The following is a 23123-nucleotide window of genomic DNA, read 5'->3' on the forward strand; positions in this document are numbered from 1 at the left end:
TCCTGACCACCGTCCCAGCGCTGAGGATCAGGCGGCTCTCCCGGCCTATCTGTCCCAGTCACCCGAGCATCCCCTCATGACGCTATCGATCCTTCATCCGACACAGATTCCGACCTTATCGATATCAGCTCTCGACCAGGTCACGCTGCACCTCGTCAGTACAGGGACACATGCACATGGTCGTAATGGCCGCCGGTTGGATTCGTCGTGTCGTAGACCCCGCCACCGTTGTAGGTGCGCCACTTGCCGGTCCGGGCCGACCATATCTGCCCATACCAGATCACATAGTTGAGTCCAGTCGTTGCCGCCGTTTGAATCGCCCAGTTGGCGATCCGGTCCCCTGCCGCTTTGGCTGGAGCCGACCGCCGCGCATCCGTTCCCACGAAGAGATCACAGGCTCGCCCCTTCGGGTGATCGCTGCTGGGATTCCACAAGTGAGCGTCCCAGCAGCCCAAGCTCAAGGTGCCAAGCGCCGCACGGGCCTGAGCGACCCACGCCGCGGTCCTCGGAGTCACCTGCCCTCCAGTGCCAGACGGGTCAGTGATGGTGGCTTGTTCGGGCGGCCAGACGCCGTTGACCGGCCGGCCGGAGATCAAGCCGCCGCCGCAGTCATCATCGATCAAGCTCGATGTTCCCCCGTCGTCATCTCCAGACGGCTTGGCGCCGGCCCGACCGGCGTAGGGATCACCAGTACGGTTGAGGTCGATACCGGCCTCGGCGGCTATCTTTCTCGCCGCCTTCTCCTGCTTTGCATAGGCGTTCGGATAACCGGAAACCTGAACGGCCTGGGCGGCGTCGTTGTACGTCATGGATGGCCAACTGTTGATGTCGACCAGACCGGGCGGGTCCGGTAGATTCACGCCGCCGAAGAAGGCCTCGGCCGAGTACCGCGGATCGCGGATCTGTTCGATCGTTCCCCAACCTGCCGACGGCCTTTGTTGGAACAGTCCGACAGAGTCCCGGTCACCACCCTCAAGGTTTTGCAATTGGGACTCTTGAAGCGCGGTCATCAGCGCAACCAGCGTCGCCTGCCCCGGCAAGCCTCTTGCCACAGCGACCTCGTCGATCAGTTTCGCGAAGCCGACCTGTTGCTGCCGCAACTCCCCGCTCACCTCGGGGTCTTCATCCACCACAGGCGCTCCCGGCGGGCAAGCAGCGGATACCTGGTCTCCACTGACACCGAACGGTGCGAGCATCAGCAAGCCAAGGACGCCGATCAGAGCAGCGATACCGCCGATCTTCACCGCGAAGCTGCGGCTGAGAACGACGCCGGCAGCGCGAGCAAGATCTCTCTCGTCGTACATCTCAGCCTCCTCCGCGCGTCATGGACCCGTACCGCCGTCAACATCGCTGATCACCCAGGTGTCGTTTTCCTGGACGACGGTGACCAGTAGTGGCACGGTGATCCGCTGCGGCTTGCTTCCGGTGACGTCGATGACAACATTCACCACGCGGCTGATGCGGCTCGGAGTATCGGTCGGAGCTGTCCCGACCTTCGGCGCGGTGACCACCGCTGACACGACCTTCGACGTACCGCCGTCAGTCTTGAGCGCCTCATACGTCGAATCCCCTTGTGCGGTGAAGCTCGCCGCCATGTCGGCCGTCATGTACTGCGAAACCTTGCTGACCAACTGGTCATACGACTCGGTTGCCGGAGTACGCGTATAGAACGCTCGCGCCCAAGCACCGACCACGTCGTTCGAAGCGAGGGTGGCTGCCGGCGAGGGTCGATTCGTCTGCAGTGGTGGCGTGGTATCGCCGCTCGTCGGCGCGGTTTGATTCGGCGCGGACGACGGAGCACCTGAAGCCGATGGCAGGGGCAGCGGATCTGCCGGCGTGAGCAAGCCAACGGGCTGCTTACTCTCCTCCTTGCCGAGAATCTTGGGCAAGCCACCACCGATCCCCAGGATGACGATGCCAAGCAGAATCACCACCACGAGCACACTGACCGGACTGACCGGTTCAGCCCGCCTCTGTTCACGCAGCCAAGCCACCCGCTGTGTGTGATCGTCCCGACGCCATTCCTTTTTGGCTTGGCGGCGCTCACGCCTACTCAATTCGTCCATCTCGGCTGGGTACTCGTAGTCGGTGCTGACCACATCACGCCAACTCTCAGGAGGCGGCGGACTGCCTACCTGGTCCTGCTTCTGCCTCCGCTTGCCTCTCCTCGACGACGCCTCGGCAGACGCAACGAACTGATCGGAGACGTCGCGATCCTTACCCCTACCCTTCCGCGAGGACACGGCGCTCACCTACGAGGGTTGGGTACTAGAACCGTGACGCCGTCCTTGGAGACGGAGGAGTACTCCCGGAATCGCCGCTGCTGCCCGGAGGGAGCGCGGCGCCGGTCACGCGGAGCTTTGGGCGGACCGTCTCGGAGACTCGCCGAGTGCGAGTGGGCCCTGGGTTCGTAGCGGCTCCCCGCCGATTCCGCAGCCACCCGCTTAGTGTGACGTCCCTTCGAAGCATCCGCACTGCTGGCTGCTCTGCCGGAGGCGACCGGAGTGGCTACTCCCGCGGCATTCACGGTCAGCGTCCGCTTGGCGTCCGATCGCGAACCGATGCCTGGTCCGCTGGATGTAGTGCCAGAGATCGGCGACCTGGGATTGATGTGCTGTGCCATCCGAGCACGCTCGAGAGCAGTGCCGCGCCGCACGCCCGACGGTGATCCACCCACCCCTGATCCCGCCTCGATACTGCGGCGGTCGGACCTACCTGCCAACTCCGCACCACCCTGGGTGCCTGCTGCGCCCGCGCCTGGAGCGGGAGCCTGCCGGAAAACCCGTACAGAGGTGGCGCGAAGCGTGGCGGCTTCAGGCGACGCCGAGCGCTCGCGCGACCTGTCGCCGATCAACGGGCTCGCCGCGCGGCTGCCGACCGCACCCATGATCCGACGCACCGCGCTCATAGCACCGCGGCGTGCTGCACCACCCATCACCAGACTGCCTGCGCCAGGCCTCATCATCGAGGTCATGCTCTCCAACAGCCTTCTTAGCCTGAAGGCCGCAATGAGAATGGCGATGGCCAACCCACTGACCGGGAGCCAGCCGAGGCTGCTGGTCAAGCTGAAAACCGCCGTGATCAACGTCAAGGTCGCGCTGAAGACCAGCATCGCCAGAATGGATTGCAGTACCAGTCCAAGCAGCGCCTCGAACCAGTTGATTCCCCATTGTCTAGGTCGTCCGGGGATGATCCATAGGCATGCGAAGAAGACACCCACCACCAGCAGCAGCAGGCAGCCGACGAATGCCATCAGAGCTGTGAAAGCCAGGCCGATGCTCAAGAAGGCGAACATCGACGCAGCGATCGCCCCAAGCGTGAGCACCCCCACCCGACCGAACGGGTTGTCGCCCTTGGCCCACTTCACCGTCGCGGCATCGTCACCGCCCTCAGCCTTCGCAACCTCATTGTCGATGTAGCTTCTTCTTGCGTCCCCATCCGTGCCCTTGTCGAGAATGCCCTTGCCGTATCGCTTACATGCTTCGATGGAGCCGAACTCTGCGATGCACCACGGCGTGACGACAAACCCTCGCCAAGTTGCGTCGGCTGACTTGCGGAGCAAGGTGTCTCGAGTGGTCCCCGAAAAGCTGGGTTCAGGCCACGGAATCGGCGACTGCACAGTGCTGCCCAAAGCGGCTTGAGACGGCTCCATGACCGCCTGGGCACCGATCTGCCTGGCACCGTCGACACCGTTGAGCCATGTGGTCGGAGCCATGGCGAAACTCGTCGCGAGGAGGCCGGCAGCGAACACCCAGATCAGCTGGCCCATCGCACTACCGCTGGTCCTCCGCTGCGTGTAGGCAGCGATGGCACCGAAGGCCAGGGCTGAGGGAAGCAGCCAACCGACCAACTGGGTATTGATCCCACCGATGGCGCCAGAGGCAGTGTCAGTCAAGGGCCGGATGTCGGTGAAGGAGAACAGCCACCAGCCCACGGAGATCGCGCCGCGGACGATAGCGACGATGTACATCATCACCAAGTGGGCGTAGCCGTTGAAGACGGCTTCCATGGGGTCGCGGATGCTTTTTTCGAAGTCCAGGCCGTAGACCATCGGGCTGTACTGCTCGAAGAGGGTTCGGGTGTCGCCGTGGGTTAGGTCGGGGGTGGGGAGTAGGTCGGCGAAGCCGGTGGGGTTGGTGGGGCCTGGTTCTGGGTCGGCGGCTAGGGCTAGTTGGGCTGTGACGATGAAGGAGATCGTGAGGGTGGTCAGCGCCGTGCGGAGACGGCGGGACCATGTCATGCGACGTGCTCCTTCTTTGACGGGCCGTTGCCGTTGGAAGGCGGGGTTGGGTCGCCTTCGGGGGTGGGGTACATAGCTTCGTTGTAGGCGGCTTCGTCTGCCTCTTGGTCGTAGACCTCGTTGGGGCCTATGGGTTCTTCGTAGCGTGGGGGGTGGGCGTGGTCCTGGCCGTTGGGGGGCGTGGGAGCGGCGCCGTTGGGCGTTGCGGGAGCGGCACCGTTGGGGGCCGTGGGGGCTGCGCCGTTGGGGGTGGGTGCGCCGTTGGAGGCGGCGGTCGCCGGGGTGTGGTGGGTGGAGTGTTCTACGACTGGGACTGAGGGGAGGGGGGTGTCCTGGACGGGCTCCATGGTGTGCGCTTCGGCCTGGGCGTGGGCTACGGCGGCTGGTTCCAGGGTGTCGTCTAGGTCGTCGTCGGCGAAGGGGTCCGGTTCCTCGTATGGCGGGAGGATCGGTTGGGTGGGTTCCAGGTCGTGTTCCGACTCGGGGGTGGTGCGGAGGAGGTCGGCTACGCGTTGGCTGGGGATGTCGATCTGGACGGTGGCTACCTCGTCCCAGCGGTCGCGCATGATGCAGTGGCCGTGGCGGATGCTCTTGCCGTTGGCGGCGGTGTTGATGCCGCGGACGAGCGTCTGGTACGGCGGTGTCTGCGGTCGGCCGAGCAGTTCGAGCAGGGAGTCGACCTGTTCGCGGGAGCGGAGGCTGAAGGCGAACAGGGTGGTGATCTGCTCGACCAGGCCGGGGAGCTTCAGAATGGACGCCGGGTCCTGGGTGTCCAGGACCAGCGAAGCACCGAGGGCGCGGCCGACGCGGGCGATGTAGTCGAGGAACGAAGCGCCGTCGGGTGTCTTGGTGAGCAGGTGGACCTCGGGCACGATGACGACCTTCGAGCGGCCGCGGAACTCCCGGCGGCCCGTGGTACGGACCATCCAGGCGAGGCAGCCGCGGAGGCAGGCCATGCCGACGCGTTCGATCGGGGACCAGGACTCCGGGGCCGATTCGGGCGACGGCAGGGTCAGGCCGGGCATCTGCACGACCCAGAGGCCAGGATTTGTGGTCAAGGACGACAGGCCTGACGGCGGGCCCGCGACGACGGAGCCCAGGCCGGTCTCGACCAGGTCGCGCAGCGCGAAGCCGACAGTACGGGTGGTCTCGGATTCGGAGGCGCAGAGTCGCTGGATGACACCCCAGGAAGAGGGGTCCGGCGACTGAATCTCGGCACGCGTCGCCGCCATCACGGGGGCTTCCGCGGCACCTCGCAGATGCGGCGGCAGGAGCAACATCAGCTGCGACGGAGCCTGCAGCAACGCGTCGTCAACAGGCAGGACGCGCAGCAGGTCGGCGGCACCAGAGAACTGTGCCGTGATCTCGATGACAGCAGTCGGTACGCCGTACTCAGCGGCGACCGCGGACACGCCGGCGGCGTCACCCTTCAGGTCCAGCAGCGGCACCCAGGCACCCGCGAAGGCGGAGTCGAGACCACCAAGCATCGCGGCGGTCGTCTTGCCTCGACCAGAACGGCCGAGGAACAACGTCGTCGTCGCGTCACCCAGAGCCGAACCAGCCGCGGCATCGAAGCGCACCAGACCAGGCGTCGACCCGGTCAGATAACCGATGGCCGGACCGGTCGCGTCACCGATCGACGCGCCGCCCCAGAACCACGAACCGAAGAACGCGGTCGACTCACGCACATGGCCCAGGTCGGGCACCCGGAGTTGGTCGCCTGGCAGCGATTCCAGCCAAAGGTCGCGCTGCTCGTCCGCGCCGGCCGCCACGGTGATGCCGCGGTCGGCGTAGTGCGCGATGACGGCGTCGACGTACGTCTCGAGGTCCTCGCGGGTGTCGGCACTGACCAGCAGCCGCGGGTGGTCCTCGACCAGGGTCAGGCCGCTGCGGTTGATGTCGCGCTTGACCTCGCGCATCACCCGCTCGGTCTCGACGATCTCGTCGGCGGTCTCCTCGGCGGTGCCCTTCGCGGCTGAGCGACGCTGTTCCTTGGCGCTCTTGCGGGTCTCGTCGACGAGGTGCCGCGCGGTCTTCTTGGTGAGCACGCGGAACCGGACCGAGGCCTCGACGGTGACGTCGATCTCCTCGCCGTCGTCATCGATGGCCTTGATCTCCGACAAGGTCCGCAGCCACTCGCCGGCGCCCGGGGTCTCCAGCTCCTCCGGGAAGTCGGTCATCGCCAGGACCGTCGTGTACGCCGCGATCTGGCCGCGGGTGTCGAAGATGCGCAGGTGATCGGTGTACGGCACTACCCGTCCGGCCGTGAGGCGGGCCAGCGAGGCGCCGGTGATCAGGCCGCGGCGGGGAGCCGCGACGGCACCGCGGTGCATCTCGCGGCTGACCAGCCAGGAGATCACCTCGGCAGGAGCGGTGTGGGCGCGCCAGACGGTCGAGCCGAGCTGGCGGCCGAGCTTGCGGACCCGCTCGTCGAGGTGGGCGAGCTCGCGCGCGCTGACCCGCCAGGACGTCGTACCGAGGGCGTCGCTGATCGAGCCGCGGACCTGGGCCGTGGCCCGCGGGTCACGGTCGCTGAGGTGCACGCCGAGCGCGACGTACCGCTCCGGCATCCGCATCTCGTCGATCCGGTCCGCGCGGGTCTGCGCCCAGCCCTCGTGGTCGCCGAGCCGGTAGTGGCCGGTGACGCTGTCGATGTAGTCCTGGCCGGTCGAGCGGCCCCAGACCACCTTCAGGTGGCTGAGCCGGTCGCCCAGGATGGTGGCGGCCGCGCTGACGGCCGCGTCGAGCGCGGCGTCCTGCTCGGCCTCCGTGGCCAGGTCGGTGTTCGCCACCGAGATCAGGAACCACGCCTCGGCGCTGCGCTCGGTCACCAGCAGACCGTCGGCGATGGCGACCAGACGAGGCGGCGGCAGGCCGCGTTCACGACCCACACCGACCAGGTTCAGGAGCTTGTCAGCGATCTTCATCCGTGCCTCTTCCCTGACGACGACCTGCGACTGACCCTCTGCACGTGGTCCGCCCCCAGGAGGCGGGCCCGTTGGTTCACGGTGATGTCCGCGCCGGCGCGGACCTGCGGGTCAAGCTCCACCACGTCCTCGCGCTCCCACTCCGGGGTCACCCTGGCCTTCGCCAGGTTGGCCACCTTCTGGGTCGCGACGCGCTCACGCCATGGCAGGTACTCCGTCTTGTCGGCGGCCCGGGCGCCGAGTCCGATGATCGGGCGGTGGGCACGCAACGCGTAGCGGACGGCCAGCGCCCACTCGGTCACGCGGCGGCGGCGTTCGTGGTGCTTGCCGGCCCGCCAGCCGAACGCGGTGATCACGAACGGCGGTACGACGTACAGGCTGACGGTGGCCTTCTGCGGCACCCCGATGAACGGGACGAGCAGGGCGATCCAGACGAGGATGATCACCGCACCGAAGATGATCATCCGTCGACGGGCGCCTTCTCCGAGGTCGATGCCGAGCAGGTCGTACTGCCGGGTCTCGATCTCGAAGTGATGGGTCAGGGTCCGGCCGACACGCATCAATTACCTCCGGCCAGCAATCCCCAGAAGCCCTTGAGCACGTTGATCGTCTGGTTGTTCGCGTAGATCAGGCCACCGACGAGGATGCCGGCCGCGATGTGGCCGAACAGTTCGCCCCACTCGCGCTTGAAGTAGTGCCCGATCGCGCGCAACACCAGGATCGCGATGAAGATGTTCCCCGCGATGACCAGGACCCAGTCCTTGAAATCCGCCCCCGTCGGGACGTTGCTGTCGGCCAGCGGCGCGGCAAGCTCCACGACGCTCGCGACGAGTTGGTGAGTCATCATTGCGGTATCTCCCTTGGTGCTTCGGTCATCCGACGGCAGTCAGCTGTGGTCATCCGACGGCAGCCACTTGCCATCGCTGTGCTCCGTCCGCGGCGACAGTACGCCGAAGAGTGAGCGAATAGGTCTGGTCGAGGGTGGTGTCCCCGGCACCGTCCCAGGTGACGGCGGCCGTGGCCCGGCGCTCGTCATCGTTTCCGGCGAAGACCTGCCAGTCCTTCAGTTCGCCGAGCTTCACCGTGCCGTTGAGGCTGCGGATCGCGGCGCCCGGCGCGGTCACCGCCTCCACCTTGGCGTCGGACTCGGCGTAGGCGCTGAAGAAAGCCTCAGCGTCCTTCAGGGTCGCCGCGGTCAGGTCGTCGTCCGGGACGCCTGCCTCGGGCATGTTGTCCGGTAGCGCGGCCCGCTCGTCCGGGACGAACGACGGCGGACCGCTGGCGACGATCCGCGACGAGGTTTTGGCGACCGGTACGGAAACGCGGACCCAGGTGAAGGCCCCAGGCACGAAAGCGCGGCCCTGCCGGACGAACGCCCGAACCTGCACCCGTACGTCGACCGTGGCGGCCACGCCGCCGGAATCGACCTTGACCTCGCCCGCGTACGCCGTACCGGCGGCTTGCTTGCCTCGGCCGTTCCAGCCGGCGCGGGCGTCCAGGCCGGCGGCCAGGTCGAGGCTGATCTGGCTCGCCCGGGCGTCGGCGTTCGCCTCGTCCCAGGTCATGTAGGACACCGCGTAGCGGGTGGCGACAGCGCGGGCCTCATCCGAGGGGTAGCCGGACTGACCGGCAATGATCGTCTCGGGAGCTTCGTTCGGACGGATCCAGGACCGTACTCCGCTGATCGCGGCCAGCAGCAGTACTGCGACCACCAAGCCGCGGAAGAACCGCCGTGCCCAGGTGGAGAACGAGGACTCCGGTTCGGTCGACCAAGGTGCTTGCGACGGCTGAAGGGGCTCTCGGACCGGGCCTGGTGCCGCGTGAGCCCCGTGGGGGGATCGCTGCCGGAGCCGCTCAGGTGGTCGCGAACCAGGCTGCTGCGGACCCGCAGTACGGGCGGCGGGCTGTTGACCTGCCGGCGGCTGGCCTGTGGGGGGCTGGTCCGTCGGAGCTTGACCGGGCGGTTGGGGGCGGCGCGGAGGTGCCATCACGCCACCAGGAGTCGGTCCGGGTGGTGCGCTGTACTGCGCGGCTACTCCCTGCGCCTGGCGAGGCGTAGGGGACACCGGTCCGTCGGGGTGTGACCACCACTCCGGTGCGGTGTTCTGCGGGCGTTGCTTGCCCGGCTTCTTCGTGCGCCGCTGGTCTGCCCAATGCTCACCTTTTGGCGGCAGATTCAGCAACGTTCGCCACCAACTCATCGCTACCCGCCCCTCAAACAGCAGTTACGCGGACAGTAGCCGGGAGAATACGGCACGCAACTGCCCACCGGGAGACCCGAGACCAGGATCCGGAAGCTCCATCGCTCCCCGCAGCCATACAGTTACCCGCTTCTGCGCATGCTGCACATCCGCGGGTGAAGCGTGACACCTTCGGTACCGTCGCCATAACTCCTCTCTCATGCCCGAGCCGGTTCGATCGGGCTGCGCAAACCATGCCACACGCGGGCGACAGGTTCGAATATGCGTGCGAAGAACATGGTAAAGAACGCATCAACTGATCACGCATAGTAACCGATTTCGTGGACCAGCCTGTGGAAAACTCTCCCGTGGCGAGGGGTCAAAGTACTAGGGTTTTGAATGACTTGCAGACCTTTGAAGGGACTCGCATGGAGACTCGTCGACTCGGGCGGCTGGAGCACCAGAGCTCGGTTCTGATCTACGGCGCCGCCTCGCTGGGAGGTGTCGACCAGGATCGGGCCGACGCTTCGATCCAGGAGGCGCTCGACGCCGGTATCAACCACTTCGACGTGGCGGCCGACTACGGCGACGCCGAGCTGCGGCTCGGGCCGCGGATGGGCGAGATCCGGGACCGGATCTTCCTTGCCACCAAGACCGGACGCCGCACGTACGACGAGGCGTGGGCCGAGATCAACCGCTCGCTGGAGCGCTTGCAGACCGACCACGTCGACCTGATCCAGATGCACGCCGTCTGCGATCTGGAGAACCTCGACCTGGTCACCGGCAAGGGCGGCTCGCTGGAGGCCGCGATCCGGGCCAAGGAGGAGGGCATGGTGTCCGCGATCGGGATCACCGGGCACACCGACCAGGCGCCGTCGGTGCACCGTGAGGGGCTGCGCCGGTTCGATTTCGACAGCGTGCTCACCCCGTTGAACTACCGGCTGTCCACCGATCCGAAGTACGCCGATGACTACGCGGAGCTGGTGGAGGCGGTGAAGGCCTCGGACGCGGCGCTGATGGTGATCAAGATGATCGCCCGGCGCAACTGGCGCGAGGGCGAGGAGAAGTCGTACGACACCTGGTACCGGCCGTTCGACGAGCAACGCTATGTGACGGCCGCCACAGCCTGGCTGCTCAACGGGCATCCCGAGATCGCCGGGCTGGCGACCGCGGGTGAGACCCGGCTGCTGCAGCAGATGATCGTCGCCGAGAAGGAGCGGGTCGATCTCAGCCCGGAGGACGCGGCTGCGATCCTGGAAGAGGTGCAGGACTACACGTCACCGTTCATCGACATCCCGATCTGACTCTCCGTACTGCGGGCAGCCCGGGCCTGGCCGGGGAACACCGGCGGGGCCCGCGCTGTTGTAGTGGGGGTATTCGTCTAACTTCGGAGGTCGTAGTGGCAACGGTCGAGCTGTCCCAGCAGAACTTCGACGAGGTCGTCGGTTCCGACGGGCTCGTCCTGGTGGATTTCTGGGCTGAGTGGTGTGGTCCGTGCAAGATGTTCGGGCCGGTGTACGAGAAGTCCTCCGAGACGCACGAGGACATCACGTTCGGCAAGGTGGACACCGAGGCGCAGGTCGAGCTGGCCCAGGCGTTCCAGATCCGCTCCATCCCGACGCTGATGGCGGTTCGCGACGGCGTCGTTCTGTACTCCCAGCCGGGCGCGCTGCCGGCTGCCGCGCTGGAGGACCTGATCACCCAGTTGCGCGCGGTCGACATGGAAGAGGTTCGCGCCCAGATCGCGGCCCACGAGGCGGAGCACGGCACGGAGCCGCACACGCACTGAGCCGTACCTATATATACAGAGAGCGGTCCAGACCTGAACATTCGGTCTGGACCGCTTTCCTGTGTTCTTCAGCGGTTTTCGGCAGGCGCTCTAGAACCGCGGCCGGTCCCCGCAAAGGACCGGGTGGTGCGGACGGTTCCCGGCAGGGTGGGAACCGTCCGCGGTGGTCTCCGGGAGTGAGGCGTCTCGGAGGCCGGTAATGCCGGCGGGTCCGCCAGGCGCTGCCGGATGACCGCCGGTGGTGCTGGCCGGCCGTGCGAGGGCATCACACGAGCCGGTACTGCGGCCCGGTCCCGCAGGTTTCGCGGGTCCGGGGTGGTGCGGCCGGTCCGTACGTGAGGTCGCACGAGCCGGATGGTGCTGCCGGGGCGTGCGTGAGGTCGCACGTACCGGATGGTGCGGCCGGGTTGTGCGTGAGGTCGCACGTACCGGGTGGTGCTGCCGGGGTGCCGCGGAGTCGCGGGGCCCGGGTGGTGCGGCCGGAGCCCCGGGAGATGCGGGGTCGGCTGGTGCGGCGGCCTCCTGCAGGGAGGAGGCCGCGTGGGCCTCGTTGCAGGGTGGAGGCCGCGGTAGGTCCCGTCGCGGGGAGGCGGCTGGGGTACGGCTCGCCCGCGACGGGAGGTCGGTCAGCGGAGAGGGTTGAAAGGGAGCAGTTCGTGCGGGGTGCGACCGGTGGTGATGGTCTCTGCGAGCAGTTGGCCGGTGATCGGGCCGAGGGTGATACCCCACATGCCGTGACCGCCGGCGGCGAAGACCCGCGGCGACGCGGTGGCGCCGATCAGCGGCAGGCCGTCGGGGGTGCAGGGACGCGGACCGACCCATTCGAAGGTCCGGGCGTCCAGGTCGGCGTCGCGCAGCAGCGGGCGCGCCGCCTCGACGATCGCCTCGATCCGGCGCGGGTCGAGCTTCGCGTCGGGCTTGCGGAACTCCATCATCCCGGCGACGCGCAGCCGGTCACCGAGCGGCGTGCAGGCGATCCGCTGCGCCGGGAAGTACACCGGGCCGGCCGGCACGTGCGCGATCGGCACGCTGAAGCTGTACCCGCGACCGGCCTGGACGACGGTCCGTACGCCGAACTGCCGGGCCAGATCCCCGAGCCAGGCGCCGGTGGCCATCACGACGGCGTCGTACGGCCGGCTCTCGCCGTCGGCGGTGATGATCCGGACGTCGCGGATCCCGTCGACGATGTCCTTGACCGCGACACCGCTGACGATCTCGCCGCCGCGGGCGCGAACCGAGTCGGCCAGCATCTGCACGTAGTCGCCGGGGTTGATGAAGCGCTGGCCGTGCAGCCGGATGGCCGCGCCGATCTCGTCGGACAGCGACGGCTCGATCTCCCGGGCGTCGTCGCCGCTGATCGGCTCGAACTCGATGCCCTGGCCGGCCGCGTGGATGTGCTCGATCTCCTCGAGCAGCACCGAGCGCTCGGCCTCGGTCCGGTAGGCGGCCAGAAAGGACTTCGCCTCATAGGTCTCCGCCTCGACGCCAGCCTTGGCCAGCGCGTCGAACCCGTTCAGCGCCTGCCGGTTGATCGGCACCAGCGCCTCCATCGCGGTCTTCCAGCGACCGGCGGTGCTGTTGCGAGCGAACCGGGTGAGAAACGAGATGAGCCGCGGGCTCGCGGTCGGCGGCACGTAGACCGGCGAGGAGGGACTCAGCACCGCGCCGATGCCGTACTTGAGGACGGCCGGTTCCGGCAGCGGGGTGGCCAGGCCGGGGGTGAGCCAGCCCGCGTTGCCCCAGGAGGCACCCGCCGCGACGCCTTCGCGATCCAGCACGGTGACCTCGACCCCGGCCTCCTGGAGGAACCAGGCGGTGGCGAGGCCGACCATGCCGGCGCCGACGACGGCGACCCGGTCGGGGACGATGTGAGTGCCTTGCGCGGAAGCGACCATGTATCGATGGTGCGGCCGCCCCGAACCGCTGTCATGGTGCGATGACACCATAAATGAGCGAAATGACGGTGGTGAGAGCACAATAACCTCATGATCACTGCGCCTGACCTGGTCATTGCCGTCGGACCAGCCCTCTTCGAGGTCGTTGTCGCGGGCCGCGGCGAGGGTGAGGTTCGCGACGTTTTCGTCGCCGACCCGCAAGAGCCTGCCACGGGTGAGCCTGGCGACCTGGTCCTGGGGCTCGGCCTGCGTAACGCAGAAGAGGCAGTGGAGCTCGTGAAGCGGTGCGCCGCCGGCAACGCCTCCGGCATCGTTCTGCGGACCGGCCTCGCCCAGGACCCAGAGGTAGTCGCCGCAGCGGAGCAGTGGCTGCTCACGCTGGTCGCCCTCCAGCCAAGCGTCACCTGGGCCCATGTGGTGTGGCTGCTGCGCGGTGTTATCGACCGGGCGGCTGCGCCCGACTCCCCCGCGGCTGGCGACGCAGGAGTCCACCAAGAGCTGTTCGCTCTGGCCGACGCCGCCGCAGCGATCGTGGACGCCCCTGTGACGATCGAGGACAACCAGTCGCGCGTGCTCGCCTACTCGAGCCTTCACGACGTCTCGGACACGGATCCGACCCGGGTGTCGACGATCGTCGGCCGCCGGGTCCCCGCAGAGGTGATCGCCCACTTCCGGGCCCGGGGGATCTTCCGCCGCCTGGCCCGGTCGAGCGAGCCCTTCCTGGTACCGGACGGGCCGAACGGCATCCGCCCGCGGCTCGTAGTACCGGTGCGGGCTGGTGGTGAGTGGCTGGGGTCGATCTGGGCGGTGGTGGACGGTCCAGTGAGCGCAGAGGTCACTGCCGAGCTCAGCAACGCAGCCTCCGTACTAGCGCTGCACCTCCTCCGCCTCAGGGCTCAGGCAGATGTCGCAAGGCGCAGCGCCATCGACCGCCTCCGCACGATCCTGAGGCAGTACTCCCCCGACACCACGGTCGACGTACGGCTGCCTCCGCCGCCGTGGCGGGTGGTGGCGCTCGGCTCACCCGCCGGGTACGACGTACCGCAGGAGCTGGACCTCTGGGAGTCGACAGGTCGCCGGCACGGGTGGAGCGAGCCGCAGCTGGCCGACCTCGACGGCACGGTACTGGCTGTGGTGTCGGACGGAGACGGCCCTGGCTCGTGGCGCTGGCTCCGCAAGCTCGTCACAGACCTCGCCAAAGACTCCCCCGGTACTACGGCCGCCGCCGGCGGTCCCGCACGTGGCCCCGCCGACCTCCCCAGCTCCCGAGCCGAGGCGGTCGAACTCCTCAACCTGGTACGCCGTGAGCTGGCTCCTGGCCCGGCGCTCCGCGTAGACCAGGCCTGGCACATCCTCACCGTGCACCGGGCGGTCACCTCGCTCGACACGACCAAGCTCGACGGACCCCTCGCCACCTTGCTGCGGCACGACATCGAGCACGACACCGCCTTCGTCGACACCTTGAAGGCGTGGCTCGAGTACCCGGGTCAGCCGCAGCAGGCGGCCAGGGACCTCCATCTGCACACCAATACCCTTCGGCACCGGATGAAGCGGATCGGCGAGATCGCCAAGCTCGACCTGTCCGATCCCCGCGAACGCCTCGCGCTGCAACTCCAGATCGCGGCGGTCCGGACAGAGCACTGAGACGTAGGCCACAGGGCTGAGTAACAAGGCTTCATATTCCGGCAATGGTTGGGCAACATCCGACTGGCAATCTTTTACTCAGAAACACCGAGAGCTTGTCCCAGCTTTTCACCAGGATGCTGGGGCAGACCGTTCCAGCCTTTCACCAGGAGGCTGGAGCACCCCGGGCGAGCATTTCACCAGGATGCTCGGCCATCGTTGGGCCCGGCGATTGTCTGAGCGATCGCCGGGCCCACGCGGGTTTCAGCGACCCACGCGGGTTGGAGAGCCCGACGCGGGTTTCAGAGCCCGACGCCGGGTTCAAAGGCCTTCAGGCCAGCCGATTGACGATCACCCCGAAAACCCCCGGAAGCCGCGCCGCCGCGGGCACGATGCGGGGAGCGAGCAACGACCGGTTCCGGGCCCACAGCAACGACCCGGTCAGCAACCGGCACTCCCAGGACACCCGCCGCCAGGCCGCCTCATACGCCTCGGGCCGATCCTGCGAAACACAACGGACCAATTCCGCCGACGTCCGCAAGGCGACCGCGATCCCCTCGCCCGTCAGCGCGTCGACATACCCGGCCGCATCGCCGACCAGCAACACTCGCCCGCTCACCCGCCCCCGGACGCGTTGCCGCAGCGGCCCCGCCCCCAGCACCGACGTAGCCTCCGTGGCGGCGCCCAACCGCCGTTTCAGCGCGGGAAACGCCTCCAGATGCTCGTCGAAAGACCCACGCTCCGACGTCAGGATCGCGACCCCGACCAGATCGTCGGCCACCGGCGTCACATACGCCTCGCCGAGAGCCGACCAGTAGACCTCGACCAGTTCGCTCCACGCGGCGATCGAATAGTGCCGCCGCAATCCGCGGCGAACCTCCGCAGGCTCGCGCGGCTGCGAAAGGCCGAGTTGCCGCCTGATGGGCGAATGCAGACCGTCCGCGGCAGCGAGGTACCGGGCGGTGATGCCGGCGGCCGTCACCGAGGAGGTGTTCTGGGTGATCGTCTCGACCCGCGACGACACGACGGGAATCTCGAGCGCGGCCAGCCGGTCGGACAAAGCCTGCTGCAGGACAGTACGCCGTACTCCGAGGCCCGGTCCGGCGCGGAAGCGCGCGTCGACCACGTGCCGCGCGTCGAGATAGCGAATCCCGTAGAACGGCCGCCCTTCCAGCGACACCCCGAGCCGGTCAAGATACGACACAGCACTGCAGGCGATCCCCTCGCCACAGGCCTTGTCGATCGGCGTGGACCGCGGTTCGACGACGGCGACCGACAGCCCGGCCAGAGCGGCCCGGATCGCGGTCGCCGCGCCCGCCGGCCCAGCACCGGCCACGAGAAGATCGATCACTTCGTCAGCGCGGAGTCCAAGGCCGCCTCTTCAGCGCGGATCCGGACCGCCAGCAGCGGGATGTTCAGCAGCAGGAACACCGCGGCCGTGATCCACGCGGTGTGCACCAGCGGCAGCGCGATCCCCTCCGCCACCACCGCCACGTAGTTCGGGTGCCGGAGCCACTTATAGGGGCCTGCAGCAACCAAAGACAACCCCGGTACGACGATCACCCGGGTGTTCCACTGATGACCGAGCACCGTGATGCACCACCACCGCAACCCCTGCGCGAGCAGCACCACGGCGAACATCGTCCAGCCGAGCCACGGAATGAACGGCCGGTCGGCCACGATCGCCTCGACCAGGCAGCCGGCCAGGAACCCGGTGTGCAGCAGCACCATGAACGGGTAGTGCCCCTTGCCGGTCTCCACCCCGCCCCGCTCGAAGCTCCAGCGGGCGTTGCGCAGCGAGACCACCAACTCGGCGACCCGTTCGAGCCCGACCACCAGCACCAGGACGGCGTACCACCACAACGACGAATCCATCACCACTCCAGCAGGACGAGCTCGGAACAGAAGCCGGGGCCCATCGCAAGCAGCAGCCCGTGACCCGAAGGATCCAGCCGGATGGTGTCACCGAGCACGTGCAGCACCGACGAGGACGACAAGTTGCCGACGGCGTCGAGCGACTTCCAGGTCAGCTCGAGCGCGCCCGGGCGCAGTCCCAACGTCTCCGAGACCGCCTCCAGCACCTTCGGCCCGCCCGGATGGCTCACCCAGGTGCCGATCTCGGGCACGGTCAGGCCCTGGGCGGCCAGGAACGCCTTGACATCGTCCCCGAGGTACTTCCGGACCACTTCGGGCACGTCCGCGCCGAGCACGATCCGGAACCCGCCGGACCCGACGTCCCACCCCATCACCCGCTCGGACTCGGGGTAGAGCCGGCTGCGGGTCGCGACCACCGACGGACCGGCCGCCGCCGAGTGGTCCGAACCGGTCAGCACCACCGCGGCCGCGCCATCACCGAACAGCGCGCCACCGACCAGATTCGGCAGCGTCGAGTCGTCCCGCTGCAGCGTGAGTGAGCACAGCTCGACCGACAGCAGCACCGCGACTTGCGAGGGCCAGGCCAGCAGATAGTCGTGCAGCCGCGCGATCCCGGCCGCTCCCCCGACACAGCCCAGTCCGAACAGCGGCAGCCGCTTGACGTCACCGCGCAGACCCAGCCGCATCGCGACGCGAGCATCGATCGACGGTGCCGCCACTCCTGTGACGGTGGTGAGCATCAGCACGTCCACGTCATCCACCGTGAGTCCGGCGGCCTTCAAAGCACCCGCCACCGCCTCCGCGCCGAGGTCGACCGCCGCCGAGATCCACGCGTCGTTCGCCGCCCCGAAGTCCTTCAGTACTGCGTACTGCTCCAACGGCAGCGCGAGATGCCGATACGACACGCCCGCGTTGGCATGCAGCCGACGGAGCAACGCGAGCCCTTTGCCATCGGGCAGGCAGAGCTCCGCGAAGGCGTCGGTCAACTCGTGCTGGGCGTATCGGTGCGGCGGCAACGCGGCCTGTACCCCGGCGATCCGCGTCATCGCGGCATCGTTGATGGCATCGTGGGCGAGGTGTCCGCGACCCGCACCCTCCGAGGTCTGGCGATGGCCAGCCATCCCGGCCCGACCGTTGCCGTCACCACCCTGGTCACCGTCGTCGCCTGGTCAGCCGGGCGTGACGCCACCGGGTGCCTACTAGTCGCCGCAGCAATCCTCACCGGCCACCTCTCAATCGGCTGGAGCAATGACGCGATTGACGCAACCCGCGACACCAGTGTCCACCGAAACGACAAACCAATCGTCCTGGGACTGGTGAGTCGCCGAACCGTCTGGATCGGGGCCGTCGCGATGCTGGCTGCCTGCGTCCCCTTGTCACTGGCCAGCGGCCTGCTCGCGGGCCTGGCTCACCTGGTCGGCGTAGCCGCCGCCTGGGCGTACAACCTGAAGCTCAAATCGACCGTGATCTCCTGGCTCCCGTACGCCGTCGCGTTCGGCTTGCTGCCGTCCTTCGTCACGCTCGGCACCAACGACACGTGGGCGCCGTGGTGGGCATCGGCCGCCACGGCTCTGCTGGGAGTCGGCGCGCACCTGGCGAACGTAGTACCGGATCTCGCGGATGACGCCGCGACCGGAGTACGGGGCTGGCCGCAGCGGATCGGACGCCTCTCCCGGTACTTCGCTCCGCTGCCGCTCGCCGCGGCCACGGTGCTGCTGGTGGTCGGACCGCCCGGAGCGATCGGCGTGATCGGGTGGCTCACGCTGGCGGTGGTCGCGGCGCTCCTGACCGTGATCGTCGCCTGGAAGAACGCGCCGTTCCTGGTCACCATCGCCGTCGCCGCGGTCAGCATCGTCGCCCTGGTCCTGCGCGGCGACGCGCTGGTCCCTTAGTCCTGCGCGGCGAGGCGTGGTCCCCCAGTCCGTCGCCGGCTTCTAGTCCGCCGCCGGCTTCAGGGGCGCGTTGCTGCCCAGGATCGCGGCGGTCAGCGCCTCGGCCGGTTCCTTCGCCGCCCGCGGGTTGGTGATCAGCACCAGGTCGATGGCCGGCAGTTCGGGCAGCCCCGCGCTCGGCGGTGGCTCGACCAGGTCGGCCGGCATCAGCGACCGCGCGAAGATCGCGATCCCGAGCCCGGCCCGGACCGCGGCCAGGACGCCGTTGACGCCCCGGACGATGCAGGTGATCCGGCAGGACCGGCCGGCTTGTTCCAGGGTCTGGACACCGAGCGACCGGCTGAGGCTGGGAGCCTGGTAGGCGACGAGCGGCACCGGACCATCGGCTGCGATCCGGGTGCCGGCGATGCCCGCCCAGACCAGCGGGTCGCGCCGGACCACCCGGCCGTTCGGCTCGTAGCCGCCGCCGAGGCTGTGCTTCACGTACGCCAGGTCCAGGTGACCGGACTCCACCCGGCGGAGCAGATTGGGGCTCTGCGCAACGGTCAGTTCCAGGTCGATCCGCGGATACAACTGGCGGAAGTCGCGCAGGATCCGCGGCAACGGGGTCAGCGCGAGGTCGTCGGTGACGCCGAACCGAAGGCGCCCGCGCAGTTCGGAGCCGGTGAAGTAGCCGGCCGCCTCCTCGTGTGCGGCCAGGATGGTGCGGGCGAACCCGGCCATCGCCTCGCCGTCGGCCGTCAGCGTGACGGTCCGCGTGTCGCGCACGAACAACGGCCTTCCGACCGCCGTCTCGAGTTTGCGAACGTGTTGGCTGACGGTCGGCTGACGGATGCCCAGCCGTTCCGCGGCCTGGGTAAAGCTCAGCGACTGCGCCACCGCGAGAAACGTGCGCAACTGATCCGGGTCGTAGGCCACATCACTCCTTCATTGCGGGACGCAATAAGACTAATAGGAGTAATTCGCTGTCAGAATCCGGGCTGGACCAGTGAGGATGGAGGCGTCCTCCCCCTGACAAGTCCACTTCGTAGGGATCACTCTTGACCACCCGGGCCACCGGTTCTGTCCCACCCGTCCCCGACTTCCACACCCATCGCCCCGCGACCAGTCCGGTCGCCCGTCCCGCGGAACTGTCCCCGGCCCAGCGCCGGCCGGGCTTCCGGGACACCTTCAGTGCCCTCCAGGTCCGCAACTTCCGCCTCCTGGTCTGCGGCCTGTTCGTCAGTTCCACCGGCGGCTGGATCCAGCGCATCGCCCAGGACTGGCTGGTCCTGACCCTGACCGGCAGCGCCACCGCGGTCGGCATCACCACCGCGCTGCAGTTCCTTCCGACCCTCCTGCTCGGCCTGTACGGCGGTGTGATCGCCGACCGCTTCCCCAAGCGCAAGGTCCTGCTGGTGACCCAGGCGACGATGGGCGCCGGGGCCGGCATCCTGGCCGTGCTGGCCTTCGCCGGTCAGGTGCAGGTCTGGCAGGTCTACGCGATGGCCCTGTTCCTCGGGCTCGCGACGGCCGTCGACAACCCGACCCGGCAGTCCTTCGTCACCGAACTGGTTGGCAAGGAGCGGGTCCGGAACGCGATCAGCATGGTGTCCTCGACCTTCCAGCTCGGCAGCATGATCGGGCCGGCGCTCGGTGGCGTCCTGCTCGGCACGATCGGCACCGGCTGGGCCTTCGCCGTCAACGCGGTGACCTTCTTCGGCTCGATCTCCGCGCTACTGATGATGCGCGAGTCCGAGATGCCGGGCCTGCACGCGGCCCGGCGGGCCGGCGCCGGCCTGCGGATCCGCGACGGCCTGCGTGACGGCCTGCGCTACGCGACGCACGAGCCGGCCGTCCGGTGGGCGATCGCGCTGGTCGGGATCTACGGGATGTTCGCGATCAGCCTGCCGGTCACGCTCACCGCGTTCGCGGACCGGGTCTTCCACACCGGCGCGTCGGGCTACGGCATGCTCAACTCCGTGGTCGCGGTCGGCGCGCTCACCGGTGCGCTGCTGTCCGCCCGGCGGGTGCGGCCGACCCGGCTGCGGAACCTGGTCGGGATCGCGTCGCTGCTGACCGTCACCCAGGTCCTGGCCGCCGTCCAGCCGTCGCTGTGGACCTTCATCCCGGTGCTGTCGGCGATGGGCATGGCGACGCTGATGTTCCTCACCGCGGCCCAGTCGATGGTCCAGCTCACCACTCCGGACGGACTGCGCGGCCGGGTGTCCGGGATCTACAACCTGGTCTTCATCGGCGGTGGTGCGATCGGCGGGCCGCTCGTCGGCGCGATCGCCCAGCACTGGGGCGCCCGTACCAGCCTGATGCTGTCCGGGCTGGTCCCGGCCGTGGCCACGATCGCCATCGCGCTCAGGCTCCGCCGGGACGGCCGCTTCCGGGTCGTCGTGGTCCGCCCGGAGACCAGGTCACCGTGGCTGCAGCCACCTCGCCTGGGGCTCGCCCAGACCGAAGTACGGGTCGAGCGGCCGGCGGCGCCGCGGATCGACCGGCCGTTCACGATCGCGCGGCGGCATCACCAGCGGGACAACCAGCACCCGCGCCCACGACGTACCAGGCGCAAGCCGCTGCATCACCGGTAGATGTCGGTGATCCACGACTGCCAGGCGTTCTGCAGGCGCTCGGCGTCGTGGTCGCCGTAGTAGTGGTGGCCTAGCGCAACAGACATGCCGAGCAGATCGCGGCCGTGGAATCGCAGCAGCGCATCGTCGGTCTGAACTCCCACGTGGCTGGGGCCGTAGTAGTCGAGCACTCCGACGACCGGCTCCAGCCCCGGGACCCGCAGCTCCACCTTGTCCCCCACGGTCGACGTCCCGATCGTCGACATCAGCCAGCGCCAGGACTCCGCCGTGTTCTCGGATTCGGGGCCCTCGGCAACAATATAGATGGCCGGCGCGCCGCCGAAGGTCGACAGGTAGAGCGCGAGCGTGTGGAAGTAGAGCCCCCAGCCGCGCGCGGTCGCCTCGTACTCCGCTTCCCAGTCGTCCGCGGTGAACCCGGTCTGGGTGAAGCGCAGTACCGCGGAACTGCCGTCGCGCGCCTCGATCAGATACTCGTACGACCCGGTCCCGGCCTCGATTTTGAAGCCGCGGCCCGGCTCCCACCTCGTCGCCCGGCCGTCGGCGGTCCGCCCGTTCTTGTCCGGGGTGGGGTCCATCGGCGCGAACCAGGCGGTCATCCCGGCCTCGGTCGCGATCGCGTCCCAGACCTGCTCGGGAGTCGCGTCCAGCGCGATCTCGAGCTCCAGCCGGCGTTCCTCGGTCATCGGTGTTCTCCACTCGGTTTGGGGTGCACGGCAACCAGCAGTCGATGGGTCCGACCGCTCGGCGCCGACTCGTCGTGGTACTTCGCCGTCAGCCGCAGCAGGGTCTCCGACAGTTCCCCGGCGAAGGCGGCCCGCTCGGCCGCGGAGGCGAACCGGATCTCGCCGTCGACCGCGAAGGTGGCGAGCTTGCGCCGGGCCTTCCGCGCGCCGGCCAGCAACTCCCCGACCTCGCGAAGCGTCCGCGCGGCGAGGGCCAGCAACCAGCGAGCCGACAGCCCGTCGGGCGACACCGCCGGATCGGGCTGCACGCCGGCCAGCACCCGCGGCGAGATCACGTACGCCGAGGCGCTCGCTCGCAGCACGCGTTCGGTGCAGTTGCCCCTGCGGCGTTCCTCCACCAACTCGACCAGACCGTGCTTCTCCAGCGCGCGCAGGTGGTAGTTCAGCTTCTGCCGGGGCAGCTCCAACTTCGTCGCCAGCGTCGTCGCCGAGCCCGGCTCGGCCAGCGCGGCCAGCAGGCGCACTCGGACCGGGTCCAGCGAGACACCGGCCGCGGCCGGATCGTCGATCACCAGCACGTCGTCCATGGCTCGACCCTGTCACCGACAACAATAGTTGTCAAGAACACCAGGTTCGTCGGCAGTCCGGATCGCGGAAATATCTCGCCGCCGGTTCGGCCGGGCTGGAACGATGAGGGCCGACGAAAGAGGTGGTGGGGGCGATGCCGTTCCAGCTCGAAGGACCGGTGCTCGAAGGCGAACTCGTGCGCCTCGAGCCACTGGATCACCGGCACGCGGCCGAGTTGGCCGAGGCCGCCGAGGCGGACCGCAGCTCGTACGACCTCACCTGGGTGCCGAGCGCCGACGAGGTCGGCGACTACATCGATGCCCAACTCGGGCGCGCGGCGACCGGCAAGCTCGCGCCCTACGCGCAGATCTCGCAGCAGTCAGGGCGCGCGATCGGGGCTACGTCCTACTGGGATCCACGGATGTGGCCGGACGGTGAGCGGCTGTGCGCGATCGAGATCGGCTTCACCTGGCTGGCGTCCTTCGCCCAGGGCACCGGCGTCAACGCGGAGGCGAAGTACCTGTTGTTCCGGCACGCCTTCGAGACCTGGGAGGTGGCCCGGGTCGACCTGAAGACCGACGCGCGCAACGCACGGAGCCGGGCCGCGATCGAGAGCGTCGGTGCGAGGTTCGAGGGCGTCCTGCGGAACTGGTCGAACTCGTGGGCTCCGGGCGAGAAGGGCCTGTTGCGCGACTCGGCGATCTTCTCCGTCGTCGCGACGGAGTGGCCCGAGACCCGGGCTCAGCTGGAGAAGCGGCTAGCGCGGTACTAGCGAGACATTGTCGAGCCGGAGCCAGGACGATCACAGGCGGGAGAAATTGATTTCCCTCGCAGGTGGGACGAAGGTCGCCAGCCGGACTGGACTGGTCAAGA

Annotated in this window: 20 protein-coding genes; 6 read left to right on the forward strand and 14 right to left on the reverse strand. The window is 68.5% G+C overall.

The genetic code is table 11. The features are described 5' to 3' along the window. Positions 1 to 155 precede the first annotated feature (155 nt). From ABD255_RS21205 to ABD255_RS21235, 7 genes are all read right to left on the reverse strand, one after another. Positions 156 to 1304: a VldE C-terminal domain-containing protein gene (locus ABD255_RS21205; protein WP_344216543.1), complete on the reverse strand. Its 1149-nt coding sequence runs from the start codon at positions 1302 to 1304 to the stop codon at positions 156 to 158. Positions 1305 to 1322: 18 nt separating this feature from the next. Further along, positions 1323 to 2066 (reverse strand): hypothetical protein, encoded by a 744-nt coding sequence (locus ABD255_RS21210; RefSeq protein WP_344216545.1) that lies wholly within the window; start codon positions 2064 to 2066, stop codon positions 1323 to 1325. Positions 2067 to 2248: 182 nt separating this feature from the next. After that, positions 2249 to 4051, reverse strand: a complete 1803-nt coding sequence (locus ABD255_RS21215; protein ID WP_344216547.1) for a hypothetical protein — start codon at positions 4049 to 4051, stop codon at positions 2249 to 2251. 185 nt (positions 4052 to 4236) lie between these two features. Beyond that, positions 4237 to 7167 carry an ATP-binding protein gene (locus ABD255_RS21220; protein ID WP_344216549.1) on the reverse strand — a complete coding sequence of 977 codons (2931 nt, stop codon included), beginning with the start codon at positions 7165 to 7167 and terminating at the stop codon, positions 4237 to 4239. Continuing rightward, positions 7164 to 7727: a hypothetical protein gene (locus ABD255_RS21225; protein ID WP_344216551.1), complete on the reverse strand. Its 564-nt coding sequence runs from the start codon at positions 7725 to 7727 to the stop codon at positions 7164 to 7166. The genes ABD255_RS21220 and ABD255_RS21225 overlap by 4 nt, the downstream gene beginning before the upstream one ends. After that, positions 7727 to 8011: a hypothetical protein gene (locus ABD255_RS21230; protein ID WP_344216553.1), complete on the reverse strand. Its 285-nt coding sequence runs from the start codon at positions 8009 to 8011 to the stop codon at positions 7727 to 7729. Before ABD255_RS21230 ends, ABD255_RS21225 begins: the two co-directional genes overlap by 1 nt. A 52-nt stretch (positions 8012 to 8063) precedes the next feature. After that, positions 8064 to 8879, reverse strand: coding sequence for a conjugal transfer protein (locus tag ABD255_RS21235; protein ID WP_344216555.1), 816 nt, complete (start codon positions 8877 to 8879; stop codon positions 8064 to 8066). 896 nt (positions 8880 to 9775) lie between these two features. Here ABD255_RS21235 and ABD255_RS21240 point away from each other — a divergent pair. Next, entirely contained in the window at positions 9776 to 10651 is an 876-nt protein-coding gene (locus tag ABD255_RS21240; protein WP_344216557.1) for an aldo/keto reductase, read from the forward strand. A 95-nt stretch (positions 10652 to 10746) separates the two neighbouring features. Further along, complete coding sequence (gene trxA, locus ABD255_RS21245) at positions 10747 to 11136, forward strand: thioredoxin (protein ID WP_344216559.1); 390 nt, start codon at positions 10747 to 10749, stop codon at positions 11134 to 11136. A gap of 626 nt (positions 11137 to 11762) precedes the next feature. Here trxA and ABD255_RS21250 read toward each other — a convergent pair. After that, positions 11763 to 13031 (reverse strand): NAD(P)/FAD-dependent oxidoreductase, encoded by a 1269-nt coding sequence (locus ABD255_RS21250; RefSeq protein ID WP_344216561.1) that lies wholly within the window; start codon positions 13029 to 13031, stop codon positions 11763 to 11765. Between the two features lie 90 nt (positions 13032 to 13121). On the opposite strand from ABD255_RS21250, the gene ABD255_RS21255 reads away from it, so the two are divergent. Further along, positions 13122 to 14675: a PucR family transcriptional regulator gene (locus ABD255_RS21255; protein ID WP_344216563.1), complete on the forward strand. Its 1554-nt coding sequence runs from the start codon at positions 13122 to 13124 to the stop codon at positions 14673 to 14675. A 310-nt stretch (positions 14676 to 14985) separates the two neighbouring features. On the opposite strand, the gene ABD255_RS21260 is transcribed toward ABD255_RS21255, so the two are convergent. From ABD255_RS21260 to ABD255_RS21270, 3 genes are read right to left on the reverse strand one after another with little or no spacing between them, the layout of a single operon-like run. Next, positions 14986 to 16005: an NAD(P)/FAD-dependent oxidoreductase gene (locus ABD255_RS21260; RefSeq protein ID WP_344216565.1), complete on the reverse strand. Its 1020-nt coding sequence runs from the start codon at positions 16003 to 16005 to the stop codon at positions 14986 to 14988. Continuing rightward, complete coding sequence (locus tag ABD255_RS21265) at positions 16002 to 16529, reverse strand: isoprenylcysteine carboxyl methyltransferase family protein (RefSeq protein ID WP_344216567.1); 528 nt, start codon at positions 16527 to 16529, stop codon at positions 16002 to 16004. Before ABD255_RS21265 ends, ABD255_RS21260 begins: the two co-directional genes overlap by 4 nt. Beyond that, on the reverse strand, positions 16529 to 17575 hold the full coding sequence (locus ABD255_RS21270; protein WP_344216569.1) for a type III polyketide synthase: 1047 nt from the start codon (positions 17573 to 17575) through the stop codon (positions 16529 to 16531). Before ABD255_RS21270 ends, ABD255_RS21265 begins: the two co-directional genes overlap by 1 nt. 30 nt (positions 17576 to 17605) lie before the next feature. On the opposite strand from ABD255_RS21270, the gene ABD255_RS21275 reads away from it, so the two are divergent. Further along, positions 17606 to 18421, forward strand: coding sequence for a UbiA family prenyltransferase (locus ABD255_RS21275; protein WP_344216570.1), 816 nt, complete (start codon positions 17606 to 17608; stop codon positions 18419 to 18421). A gap of 42 nt (positions 18422 to 18463) precedes the next feature. Here the strand turns inward: ABD255_RS21275 and ABD255_RS21280 are convergent, their stop codons facing one another. Further along, positions 18464 to 19339, reverse strand: coding sequence for a LysR substrate-binding domain-containing protein (locus ABD255_RS21280; RefSeq protein WP_344216572.1), 876 nt, complete (start codon positions 19337 to 19339; stop codon positions 18464 to 18466). 122 nt (positions 19340 to 19461) lie between these two features. Here ABD255_RS21280 and ABD255_RS21285 point away from each other — a divergent pair, with 122 nt between their 5' ends. After that, positions 19462 to 21000 (forward strand): MFS transporter, encoded by a 1539-nt coding sequence (locus tag ABD255_RS21285; RefSeq protein WP_344216574.1) that lies wholly within the window; start codon positions 19462 to 19464, stop codon positions 20998 to 21000. Here ABD255_RS21285 and ABD255_RS21290 read toward each other — a convergent pair. Beyond that, entirely contained in the window at positions 20991 to 21683 is a 693-nt protein-coding gene (locus ABD255_RS21290) for an SRPBCC family protein (protein ID WP_344216576.1), read from the reverse strand. The two genes, ABD255_RS21285 and ABD255_RS21290, sit on opposite strands and share 10 nt — an antisense overlap. Next, the gene (locus ABD255_RS21295) at positions 21680 to 22270 is read right to left on the reverse strand and encodes an ArsR/SmtB family transcription factor (protein WP_344216578.1); all 591 of its coding nucleotides are present in this window, start codon (positions 22268 to 22270) and stop codon (positions 21680 to 21682) included. Before ABD255_RS21295 ends, ABD255_RS21290 begins: the two co-directional genes overlap by 4 nt. Before the next feature lie 134 nt (positions 22271 to 22404). Here ABD255_RS21295 and ABD255_RS21300 point away from each other — a divergent pair, with 134 nt between their 5' ends. After that, the gene (locus ABD255_RS21300) at positions 22405 to 23022 is read left to right on the forward strand and encodes a GNAT family N-acetyltransferase (protein ID WP_344216581.1); all 618 of its coding nucleotides are present in this window, start codon (positions 22405 to 22407) and stop codon (positions 23020 to 23022) included. Positions 23023 to 23123: the final 101 nt, after the last annotated feature.

Source organism: Kribbella sancticallisti, from assembly GCF_039530625.1.
GTDB classification, from domain to species: Bacteria; Actinomycetota; Actinomycetes; order Propionibacteriales; family Kribbellaceae; genus Kribbella; species Kribbella sancticallisti.

What these genes read in the sequence shown, in the direction of transcription:
- ABD255_RS21205 (WP_344216543.1), bottom strand. Translation starts at nt 1,304, where the DNA reads ATGTACGACGAGAGAGATCTTGCTCGCGCTGCCGGCGTCGTTCTCAGC.
- ABD255_RS21210 (WP_344216545.1), bottom strand. Translation starts at nt 2,066, where the DNA reads ATGGACGAATTGAGTAGGCGTGAGCGCCGCCAAGCCAAAAAGGAATGG.
- ABD255_RS21215 (WP_344216547.1), bottom strand. Translation starts at nt 4,051, where the DNA reads ATGGTCTACGGCCTGGACTTCGAAAAAAGCATCCGCGACCCCATGGAA.
- ABD255_RS21220 (WP_344216549.1), bottom strand. Translation starts at nt 7,167, where the DNA reads ATGAAGATCGCTGACAAGCTCCTGAACCTGGTCGGTGTGGGTCGTGAA.
- ABD255_RS21225 (WP_344216551.1), bottom strand. Translation starts at nt 7,727, where the DNA reads ATGCGTGTCGGCCGGACCCTGACCCATCACTTCGAGATCGAGACCCGG.
- ABD255_RS21230 (WP_344216553.1), bottom strand. Translation starts at nt 8,011, where the DNA reads ATGACTCACCAACTCGTCGCGAGCGTCGTGGAGCTTGCCGCGCCGCTG.
- ABD255_RS21240 (WP_344216557.1), top strand. Translation starts at nt 9,776, where the DNA reads ATGGAGACTCGTCGACTCGGGCGGCTGGAGCACCAGAGCTCGGTTCTG.
- ABD255_RS21250 (WP_344216561.1), bottom strand. Translation starts at nt 13,031, where the DNA reads ATGGTCGCTTCCGCGCAAGGCACTCACATCGTCCCCGACCGGGTCGCC.
- ABD255_RS21255 (WP_344216563.1), top strand. Translation starts at nt 13,122, where the DNA reads ATGATCACTGCGCCTGACCTGGTCATTGCCGTCGGACCAGCCCTCTTC.
- ABD255_RS21265 (WP_344216567.1), bottom strand. Translation starts at nt 16,529, where the DNA reads ATGGATTCGTCGTTGTGGTGGTACGCCGTCCTGGTGCTGGTGGTCGGG.
- ABD255_RS21270 (WP_344216569.1), bottom strand. Translation starts at nt 17,575, where the DNA reads ATGACGCGGATCGCCGGGGTACAGGCCGCGTTGCCGCCGCACCGATAC.
- ABD255_RS21290 (WP_344216576.1), bottom strand. Translation starts at nt 21,683, where the DNA reads ATGACCGAGGAACGCCGGCTGGAGCTCGAGATCGCGCTGGACGCGACT.
- ABD255_RS21295 (WP_344216578.1), bottom strand. Translation starts at nt 22,270, where the DNA reads ATGGACGACGTGCTGGTGATCGACGATCCGGCCGCGGCCGGTGTCTCG.
- ABD255_RS21300 (WP_344216581.1), top strand. Translation starts at nt 22,405, where the DNA reads ATGCCGTTCCAGCTCGAAGGACCGGTGCTCGAAGGCGAACTCGTGCGC.